Annotated in this window: 17 protein-coding genes; 12 read left to right on the top strand and 5 right to left on the bottom strand. The window is 41.4% G+C overall.

Annotated features, from left to right (window positions below; translation table 11 throughout):
• Positions 1 to 8 precede the first annotated feature (8 nt).
• The 5 genes from DBT49_RS08735 to DBT49_RS08715 all read left to right on the top strand — a co-directional run bounded on the left by DBT49_RS08735 (position 9) and on the right by DBT49_RS08715 (position 6,324).
• Entirely contained in the window at positions 9 to 479 is a 471-nt protein-coding gene (locus DBT49_RS08735; protein WP_013669806.1) for a DUF3284 domain-containing protein, read from the top strand.
• Positions 463 to 1,842: a PTS sugar transporter subunit IIC gene (locus tag DBT49_RS08730; RefSeq protein ID WP_013669046.1), complete on the top strand. Its 1,380-nt coding sequence runs from the start codon at positions 463 to 465 to the stop codon at positions 1,840 to 1,842. Before DBT49_RS08735 ends, DBT49_RS08730 begins: the two co-directional genes overlap by 17 nt.
• A 645-nt stretch (positions 1,843 to 2,487) precedes the next feature.
• The gene (locus DBT49_RS08725; RefSeq protein WP_111872405.1) at positions 2,488 to 3,540 is read left to right on the top strand and encodes an ABC transporter substrate-binding protein; all 1,053 of its coding nucleotides are present in this window, start codon (positions 2,488 to 2,490) and stop codon (positions 3,538 to 3,540) included.
• 44 nt (positions 3,541 to 3,584) lie between these two features.
• A complete protein-coding gene (locus DBT49_RS08720) occupies positions 3,585 to 5,309 on the top strand; it encodes an ABC transporter permease (protein WP_141745201.1) in 1,725 nt (574 codons plus the stop codon).
• A complete protein-coding gene (locus tag DBT49_RS08715) occupies positions 5,275 to 6,324 on the top strand; it encodes an ABC transporter ATP-binding protein (protein ID WP_083300424.1) in 1,050 nt (349 codons plus the stop codon). Before DBT49_RS08720 ends, DBT49_RS08715 begins: the two co-directional genes overlap by 35 nt.
• Before the next feature lie 85 nt (positions 6,325 to 6,409).
• Here DBT49_RS08715 and DBT49_RS08710 read toward each other — a convergent pair whose 3' ends face one another.
• Both DBT49_RS08710 and DBT49_RS08705 read right to left on the bottom strand, forming a co-directional pair.
• Entirely contained in the window at positions 6,410 to 7,087 is a 678-nt protein-coding gene (locus DBT49_RS08710) for an HAD family hydrolase (protein ID WP_181646016.1), read from the bottom strand.
• Between the two features lie 31 nt (positions 7,088 to 7,118).
• Positions 7,119 to 7,790 (bottom strand): fructose-6-phosphate aldolase, encoded by a 672-nt coding sequence (locus DBT49_RS08705; protein WP_013668667.1) that lies wholly within the window; start codon positions 7,788 to 7,790, stop codon positions 7,119 to 7,121.
• A 244-nt stretch (positions 7,791 to 8,034) separates the two neighbouring features.
• Between DBT49_RS08705 and DBT49_RS08700 the strand changes: the two genes are divergently transcribed.
• The 6 genes from DBT49_RS08700 to DBT49_RS08675 are packed head-to-tail and all read left to right on the top strand — an operon-like array spanning position 8,035 to position 13,182.
• Entirely contained in the window at positions 8,035 to 8,835 is an 801-nt protein-coding gene (locus tag DBT49_RS08700; RefSeq protein WP_013668910.1) for an SDR family oxidoreductase, read from the top strand.
• Positions 8,836 to 8,850: 15 nt separating this feature from the next.
• A complete protein-coding gene (locus DBT49_RS08695) occupies positions 8,851 to 10,707 on the top strand; it encodes a BglG family transcription antiterminator (RefSeq protein WP_070558740.1) in 1,857 nt (618 codons plus the stop codon).
• Positions 10,704 to 11,186, top strand: coding sequence for a transcriptional regulator GutM (locus tag DBT49_RS08690; protein WP_070558738.1), 483 nt, complete (start codon positions 10,704 to 10,706; stop codon positions 11,184 to 11,186). Before DBT49_RS08695 ends, DBT49_RS08690 begins: the two co-directional genes overlap by 4 nt.
• Before the next feature lie 3 nt (positions 11,187 to 11,189).
• Complete coding sequence (gene srlA, locus DBT49_RS08685; protein WP_070558736.1) at positions 11,190 to 11,744, top strand: PTS glucitol/sorbitol transporter subunit IIC; 555 nt, start codon at positions 11,190 to 11,192, stop codon at positions 11,742 to 11,744.
• 11 nt (positions 11,745 to 11,755) lie between these two features.
• Positions 11,756 to 12,775 (top strand): PTS glucitol/sorbitol transporter subunit IIB, encoded by a 1,020-nt coding sequence (gene srlE, locus DBT49_RS08680; RefSeq protein WP_070558735.1) that lies wholly within the window; start codon positions 11,756 to 11,758, stop codon positions 12,773 to 12,775.
• Positions 12,776 to 12,825: 50 nt separating this feature from the next.
• Complete coding sequence (locus DBT49_RS08675; RefSeq protein WP_111846132.1) at positions 12,826 to 13,182, top strand: PTS glucitol/sorbitol transporter subunit IIA; 357 nt, start codon at positions 12,826 to 12,828, stop codon at positions 13,180 to 13,182.
• A 136-nt stretch (positions 13,183 to 13,318) separates the two neighbouring features.
• On the opposite strand, the gene DBT49_RS08670 is transcribed toward DBT49_RS08675, so the two are convergent.
• Positions 13,319 to 13,831 (bottom strand): type 1 glutamine amidotransferase domain-containing protein, encoded by a 513-nt coding sequence (locus tag DBT49_RS08670; protein WP_070558732.1) that lies wholly within the window; start codon positions 13,829 to 13,831, stop codon positions 13,319 to 13,321.
• A gap of 332 nt (positions 13,832 to 14,163) precedes the next feature.
• On the opposite strand from DBT49_RS08670, the gene DBT49_RS08665 reads away from it, so the two are divergent.
• Complete coding sequence (locus DBT49_RS08665; RefSeq protein ID WP_070558730.1) at positions 14,164 to 15,096, top strand: NAD(P)H-dependent flavin oxidoreductase; 933 nt, start codon at positions 14,164 to 14,166, stop codon at positions 15,094 to 15,096.
• Positions 15,097 to 15,316: 220 nt separating this feature from the next.
• On the opposite strand, the gene DBT49_RS08660 is transcribed toward DBT49_RS08665, so the two are convergent.
• Together DBT49_RS08660 and DBT49_RS08655 are read right to left on the bottom strand one after the other, a co-directional pair.
• The gene (locus DBT49_RS08660; RefSeq protein WP_070558728.1) at positions 15,317 to 15,550 is read right to left on the bottom strand and encodes a hypothetical protein; all 234 of its coding nucleotides are present in this window, start codon (positions 15,548 to 15,550) and stop codon (positions 15,317 to 15,319) included.
• Positions 15,551 to 15,588: 38 nt separating this feature from the next.
• The gene (locus DBT49_RS08655) at positions 15,589 to 17,559 is read right to left on the bottom strand and encodes a fructose-1,6-bisphosphatase (protein WP_111846131.1); all 1,971 of its coding nucleotides are present in this window, start codon (positions 17,557 to 17,559) and stop codon (positions 15,589 to 15,591) included.
• Positions 17,560 to 17,712 lie beyond the last annotated feature (153 nt).

The following is a 17,712-nucleotide window of genomic DNA, read 5'->3' as shown; positions in this document are numbered from 1 at the left end:
TGGGTGTCATGCAAGTAGAGAGAATATACCATATAACGGCTGAAGCTTTCTTTTTGGAGCTGAAAAAATTAGCAATCAATGATTTTGAGGTGAATACAGGAGAAATTTTTCCTTCTGACCAGTCTCTAAAAGGATTAAAATACATAAAAAACTTTGGTAAGAATAATGCTAATCAGGCAAGAGTTGAAATAACAAAATTTGAACCATTTAAAATATACGAAAGTTTAATTAAGTCAAATAGAGGAAGCCAAGTGATCACTTATTCAATTGAAGAAAAAGATAGTAATTCAATTGGTGTGACCTATAATGAAAAATTAGAAGATATAGATTTCTTTACAAAAATCAACTATAAATTATTACTTCCTTTTATGAAAAAGAGGCTAAAAAAGAATATAGAAAACAGGCTTGATTATATAGCGGATAGAGCTATTGAAAGTGAAGATAAAGTGATGGGGGATAAAAATGAGTTTTCAAGATAAATTTATGGAGATATCCGGACGAATAGGCTCTGAAAAGCACTTGGTAGCAATTCGTGACTCATTTGTAGCAATGATGCCAATTACTATGGCTGGATCAATTGCAGTCTTATTAAATGTGTTCTTTAGAGATATACCGACTAATTTAGGCTGGGATAATTTTGTAAATACAGTCCAACCACTTATAGATATAAATGGCTATGTATATTTTGGAACGATTACCATTATGGCCTTATTCTTTGTATTTACACTAGGTTATAATTTATCAGTTGCATATAAAGTAAATGGTCTATCTGGTGGTATTATTGCTTTTTCATCATTTATTGCCACTATTCCACAAATTGCAACTATTTCTTCGGATATTAGTGGAGCAAGTAATGAAGCAGTAAATGTTCTTAAGGATATAGGGTTAACCATTACAGAAAATGATGGAACTACTCTCATGGAAGCTAGCGGCTTAGGAGCTATTCAACTATCATATGTTGGAGCAACCGGTTTATTCACCGCTTTGGCTATTGGATTTCTTTCAACAATGATCTATATTTGGTTAACTAAGAAAAATCTAACGATTAAATTACCTGAGAGTGTTCCACCTGCTGTTAACAAAGCATTTGCAGCTATTATACCAGGACTTATAGCAATATATGCTTCTTCAATAGTAGCCTACGGTGTTTATAAGTTATCAGGAATACCTTTGAATAATTTAATTTCTACATATGTACAACAACCTTTAATGGGACTTTCTCAAGGTGCCGGAAGCGTTATATTATTAGCTTTCTTGGTACAACTTTTCTGGTTCTTTGGCTTACATGGGCATAATGTTTTAGCTCCTATTATGGATGGAATTTACTTAGCAGCTTTAAATGAAAATACCGCGGTTTATGAGACTACAAGAAGTATTGCCGAATTACCATGGACCTGGACAAGAGGCTCCTTTGATGCCTATTGTCAAATGGGAGGATCGGGAGTGACTTTAGCCTTAATTTTAGCCATTTTCTTCTTTTCAAAACGCGAAGAGTATAAGACAGTATCCAAGCTGTCATTCCCTATGGGAGTTTTTAATATAAATGAACCAATGATTTTTGGGATACCTATCGTTTTAAATCCATTATTCGTTATTCCATGGCTTATTATTCCACCAATTTGCGCTGGTATAGCATACTTTGCAACAGCAGTCGGTTGGATACCTCCTGTATTCTTAGCAGTACCTTGGATTACTCCACCAGGACTATATGCCTATTTAGCTACAGGGGGAAGTATTGGAGCAGCTTTAGTTTCATTATTTAATATGTTTATTGCTTTTCTAATCTATATTCCATTTGTACTGAATGCCAATAAAGTTAAGACTGTAGAAGAGGAAGAGTAATAGTGAATAATAATCGTTTAAAGTGGTATTTGTTTATAATAGCCCTTGGACTTTTTATTATTTGCATGAGCTACACTGTATCTAGGCCTCTTTTAAGTATTATATTTGGTTTAGCGCTGATATTATTTGGATTTATAAAGATAATGAAAAGAAGATAAACACTATGACCGAGTTGGGTGATACCAACTCGGCCTTTTTTTGAGTGACTCGGGATGAGAATTAACTCAAAGTTCATTATAGTTTTTGTTTCTGAATCTTTTCTATTCAAAAATACCTCCAAATGTATACTAACCACCCAACAATAAAGAAAAATTTACAAAAAGCTGTTCAACCTATGTTTCCCGATGTTTTGTTTTATATAACTGAATAATATTTATTATATTACTTGGATTTCTTTACATATTTTTCGCCAGCTTAACGTAAACTACATTGTATTTTTACTTCAATTTTACATGAAATTGCTACAATGAATTTGTTAAAAAGAAACTGTGGTGTCAGAAAGTAAGCATTCCTGTAAAGAGAAAATATGCTATTCGACTGATATCTATTATATAAAGGTCAGGCAAGCTCTAACTGTCATCATTTTATTGTAGCGTCGCCAAATAAACGGATAACTAGCATTTTAATTTGTGGAGGATTCGTGTAATGAAAAAGTTGTTTAAACCCTTATTATTACTGTTTACTTTTATCTTTCTTTTTGGTTGTTCTACAGCTGAGCAGCCTAGTGATTCAAACAACACGGGATCGAGCTCAGGTCAATCCGAAGAAAGCCATTCTGCTTCAGGTGAATTTGTTCTTTATACTTCTCAACCTGAAGAAGACATCAATAAATTGGTTGCAGAATTCAATAAAGAGTATCCCGATATAAAGGTGAATATATTCCGTTCAGGTACCGAAGAAGTTATTTCAAAAGTTATGGCGGAAAAGGAGACTGGAGACATTTTAGCAGATGCATTGCTTGTTTCGGATAGTTTTACATTCGATCAATTAGCAAATGAAGATCTGCTTCAGTCCTATGAGTCCTCTGAACTTGATAAGATTCCTAGCGACTATGTGCATCCTGATTTTAAGTATACAGGGACAAAATTAATTGTGACTGGTATAGCAGTGAATACAGATATGGTAGATGCTAATGAAATCGAAGGCTTTAAAAGTATGACTGATTCCAAGTATAAAGGCATGCCAATGATCCCAAGTCCCTTGTATTCAGGAGCGGCTTCTCTAAACCTATCGATCTTGACCCAGGATGGTAATTTGGGTTGGGATTTCTATGAAGACCTTAAAGCTAACGATGTCTTTGTCGGGCAAGGGAATGGGACTGTTCGAGATGCGCTACTTAATGGTCAGCAAGGCATGGGGATGTTAGTGGATTATATGGCAATCCGCGCCAAAAACGATGGGGCACCTATTGAATTTGTTTACCCAGAAGAGGGAGCTCTCTATGTTACAGAGCCGATCGGAATTATTAATGGGGCGAAAAATGCAGAATTAGCCCAATATTTTGTTGATTTTATTCTTTCACAAAGAGGCCAAGAAGTCACTGCAGAAATTGGTTACACACCAGTTCGTGAAGGCGTTCAAGCACCTGAGGGGCTAAAAGGGGTTTCTGATATTAAAACCATGGGCTATGACTCTGATAAGGTATTGGAAACACGTGATGCAGATAAGGAAAGATTTGCAGAATTATTCGGTCAATAAAAATTATTTAATTGAATAGACAGAGGAAAAGGTTAAGGAAGGTTTTGTCTTTAGCCTTTTCTTTATATGAAAGAGTGAACATCATGCAAAAGCAACATTCCAAATTATCTTGGCGATTTATCTTTTCCTTTATTGCCTTAATAGTTTTTATCTTCCCCTTACTTACCATAATAATGAAGGGGATTGAGACACCAACCGGGCTTGGTTTTGACAATTTTTTGCTTATTTTCGAATCAAACCGTACATTTCAAGCCATTAAAAATACTTTAATATTAGGCATTGGATCAACCTGTATTTCCTTTATTTTGGGTCTATTGGTAGCCATCATTGTTGCCTATACCAATATTCGCTTTAAAAGAACTTTTGAACTATTAACCATTCTGCCATTTGTTATTCCGGGTTATATTATGACGCTATCTTGGACATCTGTTTTTGCCTTTAATAGTCCAATTAATAGCCTCTTAACTCAGTTAGAACTTCCTATTGTCAATTTGTATTCAATGGGGGGAATGATCTTTATATTAGGACTTAGTAATGCCGCTCTTGTCTATTTAAATGTCATTGATATCTTAAAGAAAATTCCTATTGAACAAGAATGGGCTTCGCGTGTATCTGGATATAACATGGTAGCAACGCTTAAAAATATCAACTTGCCCTCCGCTAAGTATGGAATAGCAAATGGGATTATTTTAGCCTTCTTAAGTGCTATTGATAATTTTGCTATTGTTTCTACATTGGGAACGCCTAGTGGGATTCCTGTGTTAAGTACCTATATTTACGAAAAAGCGATTGGTTTTGGGTCGCATAGCTTTAATGAGGCTGCCGTTCTCTCTATCATTTTGTCAGTTATTGGTTTTACTGGAGTAGCCTTTAGGGCTTATATGCTAAGAAAATCTCTTGTTATTGATACGCAGAGACCTCGCGCTAATGATCGTATTCAGTTAAGTTCTAAATATAGAAGAACGCTCGAAGGAATAATGTTTATCATTTTACTCACATTAAACATTCTTCCTTTAGTAACTATGTTCTTCTCATCCTTACAAGTTGGTTATAGCAGAAGTATTTTTGATATATCCAATATGGCTTTGGACAACTATGCCTTTATCTTCCAAACTCCTTCCATGTATAACGGCTTTTGGAACAGCTTTATCTTAACGACCTTAGCCATTTTAGTCTGTTTAATGTTAAGTATTTTTGCCACCTATTACAAGTCACGCATCGATTCAAAAGCAACATCCTTATTGGAGCTGGGCGCCTCGATTACTTATTCAACGCCTGGGATTGTTCTGGCTTTAAGCATGATTCTTTATTGGAGTAACATCCCTAATGTTTATGGCAGCTTATTGATCCTATTTATTGCTTACATCACACGCTACTTCCTGGTGATTTTTAACGGCTCATCCACAGCGATTACTAGTATTCCTTTCTACTTGGAAGAAGCGGCACAGATTTCAGGGTCAAAGAAGCCTCAAATTTGGCGCAGGATTATTTTACCCTTGATGAAAGGGCAACTATTATCGAGTTCCTTCTTAATGTTTAGCAGTGCATTGACGGAATTAACTTTATCCTCCTTGTTAGCTGTTGCCAATACGAAAACGATTGGATTAACGATTTATAATTTACAAACCAGTGGCGATGTCAATACTGCTCAAGCTTATTCTGTTTTACTGACCTTATTCATTTTATTACTCTTATATTGTAGAAATTATTTACTAGGCAAGGAGGAAAAATCAATTGACGGATCAAATGAAAATTACTCAGTTAAGTAAGACCTATGGGAATAATGTGGCATTGAATAATATATCTGTTTCATTTGATAAGGGTGAATTCATTGCTATTTTAGGGCCTTCAGGTTGCGGGAAGACGACCTTCTTACAGTCAATCGCTGGTTTTTTAACTCCAGATGCAGGCACCATTCAATTAGGGGATAAACTTCTCTATCAGGAAGGTGAAAGTGTGCCTGTGGAAGAAAGAGGGTTTGGCATGGTATTCCAACATTTTGCTCTTTGGCCACATATGTCAGTCTTTGAGCATTTACTATACCCATTAAATAGCTCTGTACTTGAGAAGCAATTTAGTAAGGAAGAAAAAAAGCAACGAATCAATAAAACTTTAGACATGCTCCAACTACAGAATCTTAAAAATCGCTATCCTCATGAATTATCTGGGGGACAAAAACAGCGTGTCTCTCTGGGAAGAGCTTTGGTTTCTGGCCCAAATGTTTTACTCATGGACGAGCCCCTCAGTGCCTTAGATGCCTATTTAAAAGATTCCATGATTCATGAAATTAAAAAAATACACCAAACCGTTGGAGCTACTTTTCTCTACGTGACACATGATCAATTAGAAGCCATGGCTTTAGCAGATCGCATTGTCGTGATGAACAATGGCGAAATATCTCAAATAGATACCCCTTATAATCTCTATCATGCCCCGGCTAATGACTTTGTCGCCCAATTCATCGGGAGATCGTCCATAGTGAAAGGAACATGGAATAGGGGAGAATTCACCCCTGAAAATGGGGTAAAGGCCCTGTGGAAGAAAAAGCAAATTGATAATTATTTTGTTGAGCGTAATATCTATCCGGTTAAAGCAGAAGAATTTATTCTCAACAAGCAAGAAAAGGGGATCCCAGGAATAGTTACAGACAAGCAATTTATGGGGCAATATATCAAGTATTTAGTTCAGTTCAAATATGAGAAGGAAATGGTCGTTGAGGTTATTTCCTCTGCTGATGATATAGCTGTTGATGTCAATGACCTAGTATTTTTGGACGTGGAATAATGGTCAGTTACTGAATAGCTGCTAAAAAATAAACCAGCGAAGATCCTGAGACTTTTGCCCCAGACTCTGCGCTGGTTTTTATATTTTATTTTTCTAATTCATTTTTTACTTCTATTAAAGAAGCATAAACACCGACTAAATAGGCTTCATCTATCTGTTCCAAGTCTTCATCCTTTAGTGGAACTTCTGGCACATAATAAGTAGGAATCTTAGCCCGGGTACTTGCCAGTAAACCATTCAAAGAATCTTCAAAAGCAACTGCTTTTTGCCCGTTTAATTGGTAATGTTCTAAGACTTTGAGATAAATATCGGGATTTGGTTTGCCACCTTCAACCTGATCACCGTAAATTGCAAAATCGATATATGACATTAGACCACTGCTTTTTAAGACGCTTTCTCCGCTATCTTGTGGTGAAGAAGTCGCCACAGCAATTGGGATGGCTTTTTCTTTTAGATATTTCAATAGTTCTAAAGCTCCATCTTTACGGTCAATTTTCCCCTCACTAATAGCATATTTAAAGTAAACGTTCCGTTTTTCTCTTGCTTTCTTAGCTAAGTCTTCATTTCCGCCTAAGAGATTTTGAATAATATGATTATTGTGTTGGCGGTTTCCTCCCCGCATCTGATCCAGGATTTCCTGGCTAATACTTACCCCATAATCCTTTAAGACATGGCGCCAACCAGCGTGGTATATCTTCTCTGTATCTACTAAGGTGCCATCGAGGTCAAAAATGACTAATTTTATCTTCTTACTATCAAGCATCTTTAATTCCTTTTCTATAAATTGGCATGATTTAAACAAAACTATCCCGTTCATGGATAGCGGTCCAGTCGGCAGAAAAGTCAGTGACCGCTTTTTGAATGTTGGCGTTATCCACAAATTTATCCACAACGTCGTCCCCAACGGTCACGTATTGAGCCCCAGCTTCTAGGGCGCTGGTCACTTGGTTAATATTCTTAAAGGAGGCTGCAAGAATTTCGGTTGCACTATTGGTCCGTGCTAATTGATAAGATACGGAAGAAATCACTTCGTAGGGGTCGGTATCTAAATTGAGCATGCGGTTCACATAAGGCGCGAGGAAATCAGCCCCCAGTTCGGCAGCTAGGAGGGCTTGGATTTTAGAATAGATGCCGGTAGCGGTAATGCGGACACCTTCTGCCTTTAAGGTTTTGATGGCCTGCAAGCCTTCCTTATTCACTGGAATTTTCACACATACTCGGTCATTAACCGCTTCTAAGATATCATGGGCATCCTTCACAATGCCTTGGTAATCCTTAGCCACCACTTGGACATGGAGGTCTTTATCGGCACCAATCACTTCTTGGATGGCATTCAGTCGTTCGACCACATCAATTTTACCTGCCTTCTTCAAGATGCTGGGGTTGGTGGTGACGCCCTCTACAGGTAAATAGGCCACATAGTCTTTGATTTTATCTAAGTTGGCGGTATCTAAAACAAGTTTCATTCAACTCTTCCTTTCTTCGAATCCTTCAGAAAACTTCACTCGAAACCTTTCCCAAGCAAAGTTTCCCATCACTTCTATCTATAGTTTACTAAAAATATCAAAAATGTCAGCGCTTTTATTGAAAGGATTAGTCAAAGACTTTTTTTATCGCGGGAAAAAACCTTGTATTAATTTTGATAGCGCTTACCGCTACAATAATAAGCGTAAAGAAAAGAACAAAAAAATTTAGAGAGGTGAATCGATTATGGAAAATTGGTTAGGTATTGAAGGTAAAGTGGTTATTGTCACAGGGGCTTCCTCAGGGATTGGGGCAGCCGTGGTGGAAGAACTCTTGAATGATGGCTGTAAGGTAGCCAACTTTGACATTTCAGATAACCATGTCGAACACGACAACTTACTCTTCGTTCAAACCGACGTGTCATCACGAGAAAATGTAGAAGCCAGTGTCCAAAAAGTGGTGGACCACTTCGGTACTGTGGACGCTGTGGTTAATAATGCTGGGATTAATGTGCCCCGTTTATTAGTTGATCCTAAAGATCCTAAAGGAAAATATGAATTAAATGATGAATTATTTGATAAAATGGTAGCTATCAATCAAAAAGGTGTCTTCTTGGTTGCCCAAGCGGTGGGTCGGATCTTAGTAGACAAGGGTCAAGGCGTGATTATCAATATGGGGTCTGAATCAGGACTGGAAGGTTCCGAAGGCCAAAGCCCTTATGCAGCAACGAAAGCAGCAGTTTACTCCTTCACCCGGTCATGGTCTAAGGAATTAGGTAAGCATAATGTGCGCGTGGTTGGTGTAGCACCTGGGATTTTGGAAGCAACTGGTTTGAGAACTTTAGCTTATGAAGAATCACTTTCTTATACTAGAGGGATTACTGTGGACGACCTCCGTGCAGGTTATTCAAAGACCACAACAACGCCACTAGGCCGCAGCGGGAAACTGAGTGAAGTCGCTGATGCGGTAGCTTACTTAATCTCTGACCGTGCTTCTTATATCACAGGCGTAACCCTCAATGTCGCTGGAGGCAAAACAAGAGGCTAGTTAAGGAGTGGTGTTATGGCACTTGTTGATCGTTGGTATGAAATTTTAAATAATTTATATATGCACCCCAAAATTTCCCAAGCGGAGTTTGAAGCGGGGCTGAAGACAAGTCGCCAAACCTTAAAAAAGAACATCCAACTTCTTAACCAGGAGCTGGAAGGGATTGCCACAATCACATTAGAAGATAAGGTCTATCATTTGACTATTGAAGATTTTGCTGCTTTCAAGAAAATTCTGGCAGGGAAATTTCGCCAAGAGACCGACTTTAATTCTTCGAATAAGCGGCAAGCCTATATCCTTAAAGAGCTGATTGAAGACCAAGAGCCAGTCATTATTGATGACCTGGCTGAAGTGACCATGGTTAGTCGTGGGACGGTGAATAATGATATCAACCACCTCCGCCAAATCCTGTCTGACTACAATCTCACCATTGTGGGGACGCCCAATAAGGGCTTGACCCTGGAGGGCGATGAGCTCGATATCCGAACGGCCTACGTTAATATTGTGCTTTCTTACTTCAAGGAAGACCAATTTATTATAAAAGATAAGACGCATTTGTTGAATTTGGCCCCTAATTTTAATATGACCAATTTTACCAAGGATTTACTCTTAAAAGTTGTTTATGTCACTCTACTCCGTGTCCGTCAAGGGCACGGTTTGATGAGTGAGATGCCTCATTACCAGAATTTCTTACAAGGACAAGAAGACTACGAAGTCTTTATTGCTGAAATTGAAGATTATTTCAACCTCACCCTAAGTCATTATGAATACCAGTACTTGGCCTATCCTTTTAATATTTACAATAAGGAAGACATTGTGCCGGATAGCTTTAACTCAGCCTTTGTTGACCAGGTTTACCAAAAAGTGCTCCAAGCGATTCAACGTGACTTAGCTATTGAATTTGACCAGGAAAAGTTATACCAAGCTATGCGCAATCATTTAATATTTCTTATTCATCGCTTGTTATTCCGGGTCAATAGTGATGATCTCTTCTTCCATGAAGTCCAGCAACAATACCCGCTATCCTTCACCCTGGCAGAGATTACTGGCCAGGTCTTGGAAGAAGTCTTAGACCGTGAGGTACCAGGCATTGAGCTGTCTTACCTGAGTCTTTACTTCGAATTGGTCATCAGCCGGCAAGTGAGTTTGAAAAGTCAAAAAATAGCCATTGTTTGTCACACCGGTAAGGGCACAGCTCGTTTGATCAAGATGCAGATTCAACGCATCTTAGGGACCAGTTTAGAGCTATCCACTTTCTCAGAAGGGGAGTTTAGCCAAGAAGATCCTAGTCAATACTTTGCTATCTTCACGACGATTCCTCTAGACAAGGCCAAGATCAAACGGCCCATCATCCAGTTAGATAACTTATTCGATGAGTCCTATATTCGCTCCCAGTGGTATAGTGTCCAACGCCGAAATCCACTCTTTTCTCAGTTGGTTTATTTGGACTGTATCACTTTGGACCAAGGTGAGTCTTATGAAGACTTGCTCCGAGTGATGACTGACCAGGTGATTGAAGAGACTGGGATTTCCTCGGATTTCCAACAAGCTATTTTTGACCGGGAAGCCATTAGTGATACGGTCTTTGACCAGGGCATCGCCATGCCGCATACAGTGGTTGATGATTTCGGTCAAATTATTCTATTGATTGGCCAAGTGGAAGCTGATATCCAAGAAAAGGGCCGCCCCATTGACCTGGTCTTTCTCTTAGGGATTCCCAGTCAGACCAACCAAGTCATGGATGAGTTACTGATTAATATATATGAAGCTATTTTTGCGGTGGCTAATAACCAGGCCTTAAAAGCCCTGTTAAAGACCACGCATTCGCTGGAAGACATTCAAGATATTTTACAAGGAGATGACGGATTGTGAGCTTTATGATCGTATTTGGCGGGATGGCCTTACTTGCCTACTTAGGCCAGGCTTTTCTTGGTTTCCTGCAAATCAAACACTTTAACCAAGTTTACCAAGACCTGCGTAAACAAGGCAAAGTCGCCATTGGGAGACGGTCTGGCAAGATTCGCCAGGGCACTATCGTGATGTTTGCAGTCAATGACCAAGCCAAAATCCTCGATGCATATAAGATGCAAGGGGTAACGGTATTAGCAAAATTCAAGCGCCTCCCCCAATATATTGGTCAAGACCTCTATCTGATCGATCGCAAGCATCCCTTGGTACAGAAAGAAAATAAATTAACTCAAATTGCCATGGAAGACGCCCGTGAAGTCTACATTCGGGTGGAAATCGGTGACTACAAGGAAGAAAAACCGCAATCCACCTTCAAACAATTAGGCAATTTTGCCACTCAGATGAAATACACACTGTCAAATAAAGTTAAAGGACGTGGATAAAAAATGGAATATATTGTTAAATTTGCGGAAGGGTTTATGAACCTCTTCCAAACCGGTGCCGATAACTTCATCGCCTGGATGGGGTCCATTGTTCCCCTGGTATTAATGTTAATGGTTGCCATGAACGCTGTGATTAACCTCTTAGGGGAAGAACGCGTGACCAGCTTAGCCCGGGTGGCTTCTAAGAATGTCTTTACCCGTTACATGATCTTACCCTTTGTGTCTGCCTTTATGTTAGGTAACCCCATGTCAATGACTATGGGACGTTTCCTTCCTGAATTCTATAAACCAGGTTACATTGCTGCACAAATGCAATTTTGCCACACCTCCAACGGGGTCTTTCCTCATATTAACCCAGGTGAATTATTCGTTTGGTTAGGGATTGCCCAAGGGATTGAAGCTTTAGGCCTTAACCAAATGGAACTAGCGATTCGCTACCTCTTAGTAGGGTTAGTGATGAACTTTGTTGGTGGTTGGGTCACCGACTTTATCACCGCGCGTGTATGTAAACAACAAGGGATTACCCTATCAAAAACCGTTGACGGAGACATTAATTAAGGAGAATTATCATGAGTGAATACAAAAGCATAAAAATTGTTAAAGGATCAGGTGGCTTCGGTGGCCCCCTAGTCATCACCCCAACCGAAGAAAAACACAAATTCATTTATGTGGTTGGTGGCGGCGAACGTCCAGCCATTGTGGACCGTATTGAAGAACTTTCCGGGATGGAAGCGGTTAACGGTTTTAAAACCTCGATTCCTGATGAAGAAATTGCCCTAGCTATTATTGACTGTGGGGGAACCCTCCGCTGTGGGATCTATCCGAAGAAGGGGATTCCTACCGTTAATATTATCGCTACTGGGAAGTCAGGCCCTCTCGCCCAATACATCACTGAAGAGATCTATGTCTCAAACGTTGGTGTCAACCAAATTGGCCTAGCTGATGGCAGCCAAGAACCAGTTAGTGAAGTAGCGGCTAGCCAAGCAGCTGACCAAGCGGAAGATAGTGGAGAAAAGGCTGGCTACGACACCTCTAAGAAGATTACCGAACAAACTGAAAATCCTAGCTTTATCGCTAAAATCGGTATGGGCGCTGGTAAAATTGTTGCCGTCTTCAACCAATCCGCCCGGGAAGCCATTGAAACCATGTTACATACCGTGATTCCTTTCATGGCCTTTGTTTCCTTACTGATTGGACTTATCCAAGGGTCAGGGGTTGGTGACTGGATCGCTCGTGCCTTAACCCCACTGGCTGGGAATGGTATTGGCCTAGTGGTCATTGGTTTTGTCTGCTCCCTCCCATTCTTATCACCATTACTGGGACCTGGCGCGGTAATCAGCCAAATCGTTGGGACCTTAATCGGGGTAGAAATTGGTAAGGGCAATATTCCTCCACAACTAGCCCTACCGGCTCTCTTTGCCATCAATACCCAAAACGGTTGTGACTTTATCCCGGTTGGTTTAGGTTTAGCTGAAGCTTCTTCTGAAACCGTTGAAGTCGGCGTGCCTGCTATCCTCTACTCCCGTTTCCTAAACGGTGTACCTCGTGTCCTAGTGGCATGGTTAGCAAGTATTGGTCTCTATAGCTAATCGAAGAAGAATTGCGCTCATCAAACAAAAGTACAGAAAGGAAATCTACGATGACTATTTATCAAACAGAAGTAAAAAATATTGGTGCCGATGCTGAATTATTTAAAAGTGAAAACATGATCATCCTCTTTGGAGAAGACGCCCCCGCTGACTTAGCTGACTATTGCTATAATATCGACGTTAACCCTATCCAAGGGACCATTGAAGCTGGGCAAACTATCTCATTTGATGACCAAGACTATAAAATCACTGCTGTTGGTAGCGTCGTAGAGAAAAACCTGACTAACTTAGGCCACATTTCCGTGCGCTTCGACAATTCAACTGATGCTGATTTAGCCGGAACCATCTATGTGGAACACAAAGAGCTTCCAGAAATTACGATCGGTACCAAGGTAACGATTCATTAAGAGAAAACGAAAAGTCCACTCACTATGTAGGGGTGGACTTTTACTTATTAGTAAATGGTAGAAGAAATCAAACTAACAAAAAACCAGCGCCCCCTAAGCTCATTTAGCTTCGACAGGCGCTGGTTACTTTTTTATTCTATTTTAAAGCGTCAACAATAGCTTTGTTGAAGGCAGGGAGGTCGTCTGGGGTACGGCTAGAAATGATACCAGAGTCATCGATAACCACTTCTTCATCAAAGTAATTGGCACCGGCATTCTTCACGTCAACGGCAACTTGGGCCACAGCGGTAATGTCTTTACCGTGGAGCACATCTGCGTTGACTAAGAGTTGTGGGCCGTGGCAGATGGTGAAGATGGGTTTATGTTTGTAAGCGAAGTGACGGACAAAGTTCAAAACATCTTCATACTTACGGATTTTATCGGGAGAATAACCGCCAGGAATCAGTAAAGCATCAAAGTCTTCGCCTTTAGCAGTGTCAATGCCGACTTCAATTTCGACTTCCGTACCATCACTTTTACCAGTCACAGTAGCACCTTTTTCTAAACCGACAGGCACCACTTGATGACCCGCTGCTTCGAGCGCTTCCTTTGGTGAGGTGTATTCAGAATCTTCGAAGAGGTCGGTCATAATACTTGCAATTTTTGCCATAAGTTTGTTTCCTCCTTATTGGTCTTTCTGCGTCAGTGGCTCAACTGATAATCCACTGACCAATAGCTTGTCTTTTTACGACTACATTTTTATCCTAGCATGACTGGGTTAGAATTGCGAACCTCGTGCTCATTCGCTATTAAATCAGGGGAGGACATTGTTTTCGATCAAATTGCTCACTCCCTACATTTCTTCCATAACAATATAGTTATCTCAAGGCCTTAAACTTACTATTTTACATGTTGTGAATATAAGCACATAATAGATTTGTGAGAACTATTTCTTTTACAGTATAAAATTGTTGACAAAATAGCTTAAAAAGGAGAGATTGCATGAACCGAGTTTGTGAATTATTAAATATTGAGTATCCGATTTTCCAAGGGTCCATGGCGGGTGTCGCTGAAGCTCCCCTAGCTGGCGCTGTTTCTGAAGCCGGTGGTTTAGGGGTTATTGCTACCGCTGGCCGTAAAGGGGACTGGTTACGTGAACAAATCAAAGCTGTCCGCGAAATCACTGACAAGACCTTTGCTGTTAACTTAATGTTAATGTCTCACAACACCGAAGAAATCATGGAAGTGATTATCGACGAAGGCATTAAAGTGGTAACAACTGGCGCTGGGAATGCTGCGCCTTTAATCGCGCCTCTACATGAAGCTGGGATTAAAGTGGTTCCTGTGGTAGCTAACGCCCGTCAAGCCAAGAAAATGGAAGACGCTGGTGCTGATGCTGTTGTCTGTGAAGGAACCGAAGCTGGGGGCCACGTGGGCGAAGTCACTACCATGCCTTTAGCCCGTGCGGTGATTGCTGCAGTGGATATTCCTGTTATCATTGCTGGTGGGATTTCTGACGGCCATGGTTTAGCCGCAGCCTTTGCTCTTGGTGGTGAAGGGGTTCAATTAGGAACCGTCTTCTGTGCCAGTGAAGAAGCTCCAATTGCCCAAGGTTACAAGAAAGCTATCGTTAACTGTGGTTTAACCGATACAGTGGTTGTGGGTCGTTCCATCGGCGCCCCTGTCCGTTTAATCCAAAATGACATGGTCGCTAAGCTTCAAGAAGAAATCGACAACGGTTCAACCCGTGACGAATTCGAAAAATCCAACCTCCAAATGTTACTAACCGCTATTACCAAAGGTGACACCGAAAAGGGTATCGTTACCATCGGGCAAGTAGCCGGTAACATCACCGAAATTCGCCCAGTCAAAGAAATTATTAACAGCATCGTCGAAGAAGCCCGCGAAGCTTTGAAAAACATGCCGAGTTTGTAATAGAGTGTGACAAGCGCGCCAAAGAGCAAGACCACTGGAAGAAAACGACATAAGAATTATTACAGAGAATTCGTTGTCGTTTTCTGAAGTGGACGCTTGCTCTGCGCTTGGAACACGTTTTAGTAGAGTGCGACCGGCATACACTTGTACACATTCAAAAGGACTAGGAATTTTTACCTAGTCCTTTTGTCGTCATGGATAATATTTCTAATGGATCCGTTTATTTGCGTGATGATTTCATGTCTTCCTCTTCCAGTAAAAGATCATTTTGTTTACAATCGTCGGCATATTGTAAGATAGCTGGATTTTCAAAGAGGTTCTCTTTGACCGGGGTGTAAACAATGCTTCCGTTATCGTAGCGTTCAACCGAAAATTTCATTCCCCTACTAATCTTATCGCTATCAGGTAGGGGAAGAACTAATGAATTTCCAACCTGTCTAACTTGAACTTCCAAATGAATGACCTCCTAGTTATAAAAGTTGTGACCTAAGCTTAATGCACTTCCTCCCCAATCAACCCCGCTTGATAAGCTTCAATCAGGGCTTTCAGAGCTTGGACCTGGCAAGTGAGTTGCTTACCGATATCAGTTTCTCTAACTGAGATCCGTTCCAACTCCTTGTCGACCACGCGGCGGGTGGATTCGATATCGGTTTCGTACTTGATGGCGTCTTCCTTACCGTGGAAGGGGTGGTGGGCCACTAGCTGCATACCATAGGAATTATAGAGCAGGGTAAAGCCGCCCAGTCCGGTGGTCTTTTGATAGGCGCGAGCAAAGCCACCGTCGATCACGATCATCTTGCCTTCCGCCTTAATGGCGTCCTCCCCGTCCTTGGCCTTGATGGGGGTGTGGCCGTTAATGATATGGCCCTTGTCAGGATCGATGTCGAACTCTTCTAGAACTCGGCGGACAAAGTCGATATCTTCCCGCCAGGAGTAGTAAACATTGCGGTGTTCCTGGTGGGTTTCCTTATCGGCGATAAAGTAGCGTTCAAAGGTAGCCATTTGTTTCTTACCGAAGAGGGCCGACCCTTCGCCCTGCCAGAGGTACCAGGCGAAGTCGAGGTCGGGGTTCTTACTTTCATCACTTTGGCGTTGGGCATACATGCGCCGGACTACCTGGTCAAACTTATCCAAGAGGTCTTGGCCAGCCAGGGTTTCCCCATCAATGGTAGCCGCCATAAAGCTGCCGTCCTCATTCATGGGGATACAGCCGTGGAACATGAGATTATTGTTATAAATCTTATACATAGATCCTTTATTAATCAAGAAGGCCACGTGCTTTTGGAGACGTTCGCTATCCAGAAAGGCGGCTTGGAGGGCTTCCATGACCGCATCCTCTTCTTCAGTCAAGGCATAGGGGTCTTTTGGATCCACAGTGGGGAAAGAGGTATTGACTAAAGGATAGGTCTTGCCTTGCCAGTTAATGGTTCCCGCCTGGTAGTCGATCTTATCTAAAAGCAGGCGGTTGTCACAGCCGAATTCAGGATGGCGGCGGATAACTTGAGACTCTAACTTAAACTGAATAATGGCCATGGCCAGCTGCATCCGGGCCAATTGTTCGACTTCATCATGGTGGTAGTCATGGTCTTGGGCCAGTTTGGGCATAAAGCCCGTTAAGTCAGCATCCCGGTAAACTGTGTCTGCTAAATTGACCAAAGGCCGGAGGGGGATTCCGTAGGCGTGTTCAATCACAGAGAGATTATCATAGCGGGCCTGGATCCGAACCACATTGGCGATTAATGCCTTGGACCCCGAAGCAGCGCCCATCCAAATCATGTCGTGGTTGCCCCATTCAATGTCTAAGGAATTCTTCTCCATGAGGAGGTCTAAGATTCGGTCGGGAGCAGGCCCGCGGTCATAAATGTCGCCTAAGATGTGGAGGTGGTCGACCACCAGTTCCCGGATCAATTCCGCCAGGCAGGTGATTAGCCGGGGCGCTTCGTCCAGGTCAATGACCGATTGGATGATGCGCTTATAGTAGTGTTCCTTGTTGGAGAGGATGGAGTCCTTGAAGATCAACTCATCCATAATATAGGCCATATCCGGGTTCATGGCCTTGTGAACCTTGGACCGGGTGTACTTGGAGACCACAAATTGGGTCAATTCCACCAGCCGGCTAGTGGTCAGGGTGTAGAACTCATCGATTTCCTCCTGACTCTCCATCTCCTTAGTCAGAGCACGAAGTTTCTCTTCCGGGTAGTAGATAATGGTGGCCAGTTCAGCCCGGCGCTTGGTGGATAGGCGGTCGCCGAAGATTTCGTTGATCTTTTCCTTAATATTTCCCGATCCATTGCGCAGGACATGGTTGACGGCGTCGAATTCGCCGTGCAGGTCGGTCATAAAGTGCTCGGTGCCTTTGGGGAGCGACATAATCGCTTCTAAGTTAATCATTTCCGTAGATGCGGCGGCCTTGTTGGGAAATTTCTCGGCCAGTAATTGTAAGAATGCAGGACTAAATGCCATGGGACTTTCCTTCCTCTCTAGGCGCCCAGGGAGCCATTTAAACTCGCTGGCGCTGTCAATCTCTTTCTATTCTACCTGAAAGCGTTATCGATTTGCCTTTACAGGGAATGATTTAAAAATTATTTAGAGATTATAGCATTATTTCGAAAATTT

Origin of the sequence: Aerococcus mictus (genome assembly GCF_003286595.3) — a bacterium.
Lineage (GTDB): Bacteria > Bacillota > Bacilli > Lactobacillales > Aerococcaceae > Aerococcus > Aerococcus mictus.
This window is presented reverse-complemented; position numbering and strand designations above follow the sequence as displayed.

Bases quoted from the DNA above. Each gene is read 5' to 3' on its own strand.
- DBT49_RS08670 (WP_070558732.1), bottom strand. From the start codon at position 13,831: ATGGCAAAAATTGCAAGTATTATGACCGACCTCTTCGAAGATTCTGAA.
- DBT49_RS08700 (WP_013668910.1), top strand. From the start codon at position 8,035: ATGGAAAATTGGTTAGGTATTGAAGGTAAAGTGGTTATTGTCACAGGG.
- DBT49_RS08705 (WP_013668667.1), bottom strand. From the start codon at position 7,790: ATGAAACTTGTTTTAGATACCGCCAACTTAGATAAAATCAAAGACTAT.
- srlA (WP_070558736.1), top strand. From the start codon at position 11,190: ATGGAATATATTGTTAAATTTGCGGAAGGGTTTATGAACCTCTTCCAA.
- DBT49_RS08710 (WP_181646016.1), bottom strand. From the start codon at position 7,087: ATGCTTGATAGTAAGAAGATAAAATTAGTCATTTTTGACCTCGATGGC.
- DBT49_RS08665 (WP_070558730.1), top strand. From the start codon at position 14,164: ATGAACCGAGTTTGTGAATTATTAAATATTGAGTATCCGATTTTCCAA.
- DBT49_RS08725 (WP_111872405.1), top strand. From the start codon at position 2,488: ATGAAAAAGTTGTTTAAACCCTTATTATTACTGTTTACTTTTATCTTT.
- DBT49_RS08655 (WP_111846131.1), bottom strand. From the start codon at position 17,559: ATGGCATTTAGTCCTGCATTCTTACAATTACTGGCCGAGAAATTTCCC.
- DBT49_RS08695 (WP_070558740.1), top strand. From the start codon at position 8,851: ATGGCACTTGTTGATCGTTGGTATGAAATTTTAAATAATTTATATATG.
- DBT49_RS08675 (WP_111846132.1), top strand. From the start codon at position 12,826: ATGACTATTTATCAAACAGAAGTAAAAAATATTGGTGCCGATGCTGAA.
- DBT49_RS08730 (WP_013669046.1), top strand. From the start codon at position 463: ATGAGTTTTCAAGATAAATTTATGGAGATATCCGGACGAATAGGCTCT.
- srlE (WP_070558735.1), top strand. From the start codon at position 11,756: ATGAGTGAATACAAAAGCATAAAAATTGTTAAAGGATCAGGTGGCTTC.
- DBT49_RS08735 (WP_013669806.1), top strand. From the start codon at position 9: ATGCAAGTAGAGAGAATATACCATATAACGGCTGAAGCTTTCTTTTTG.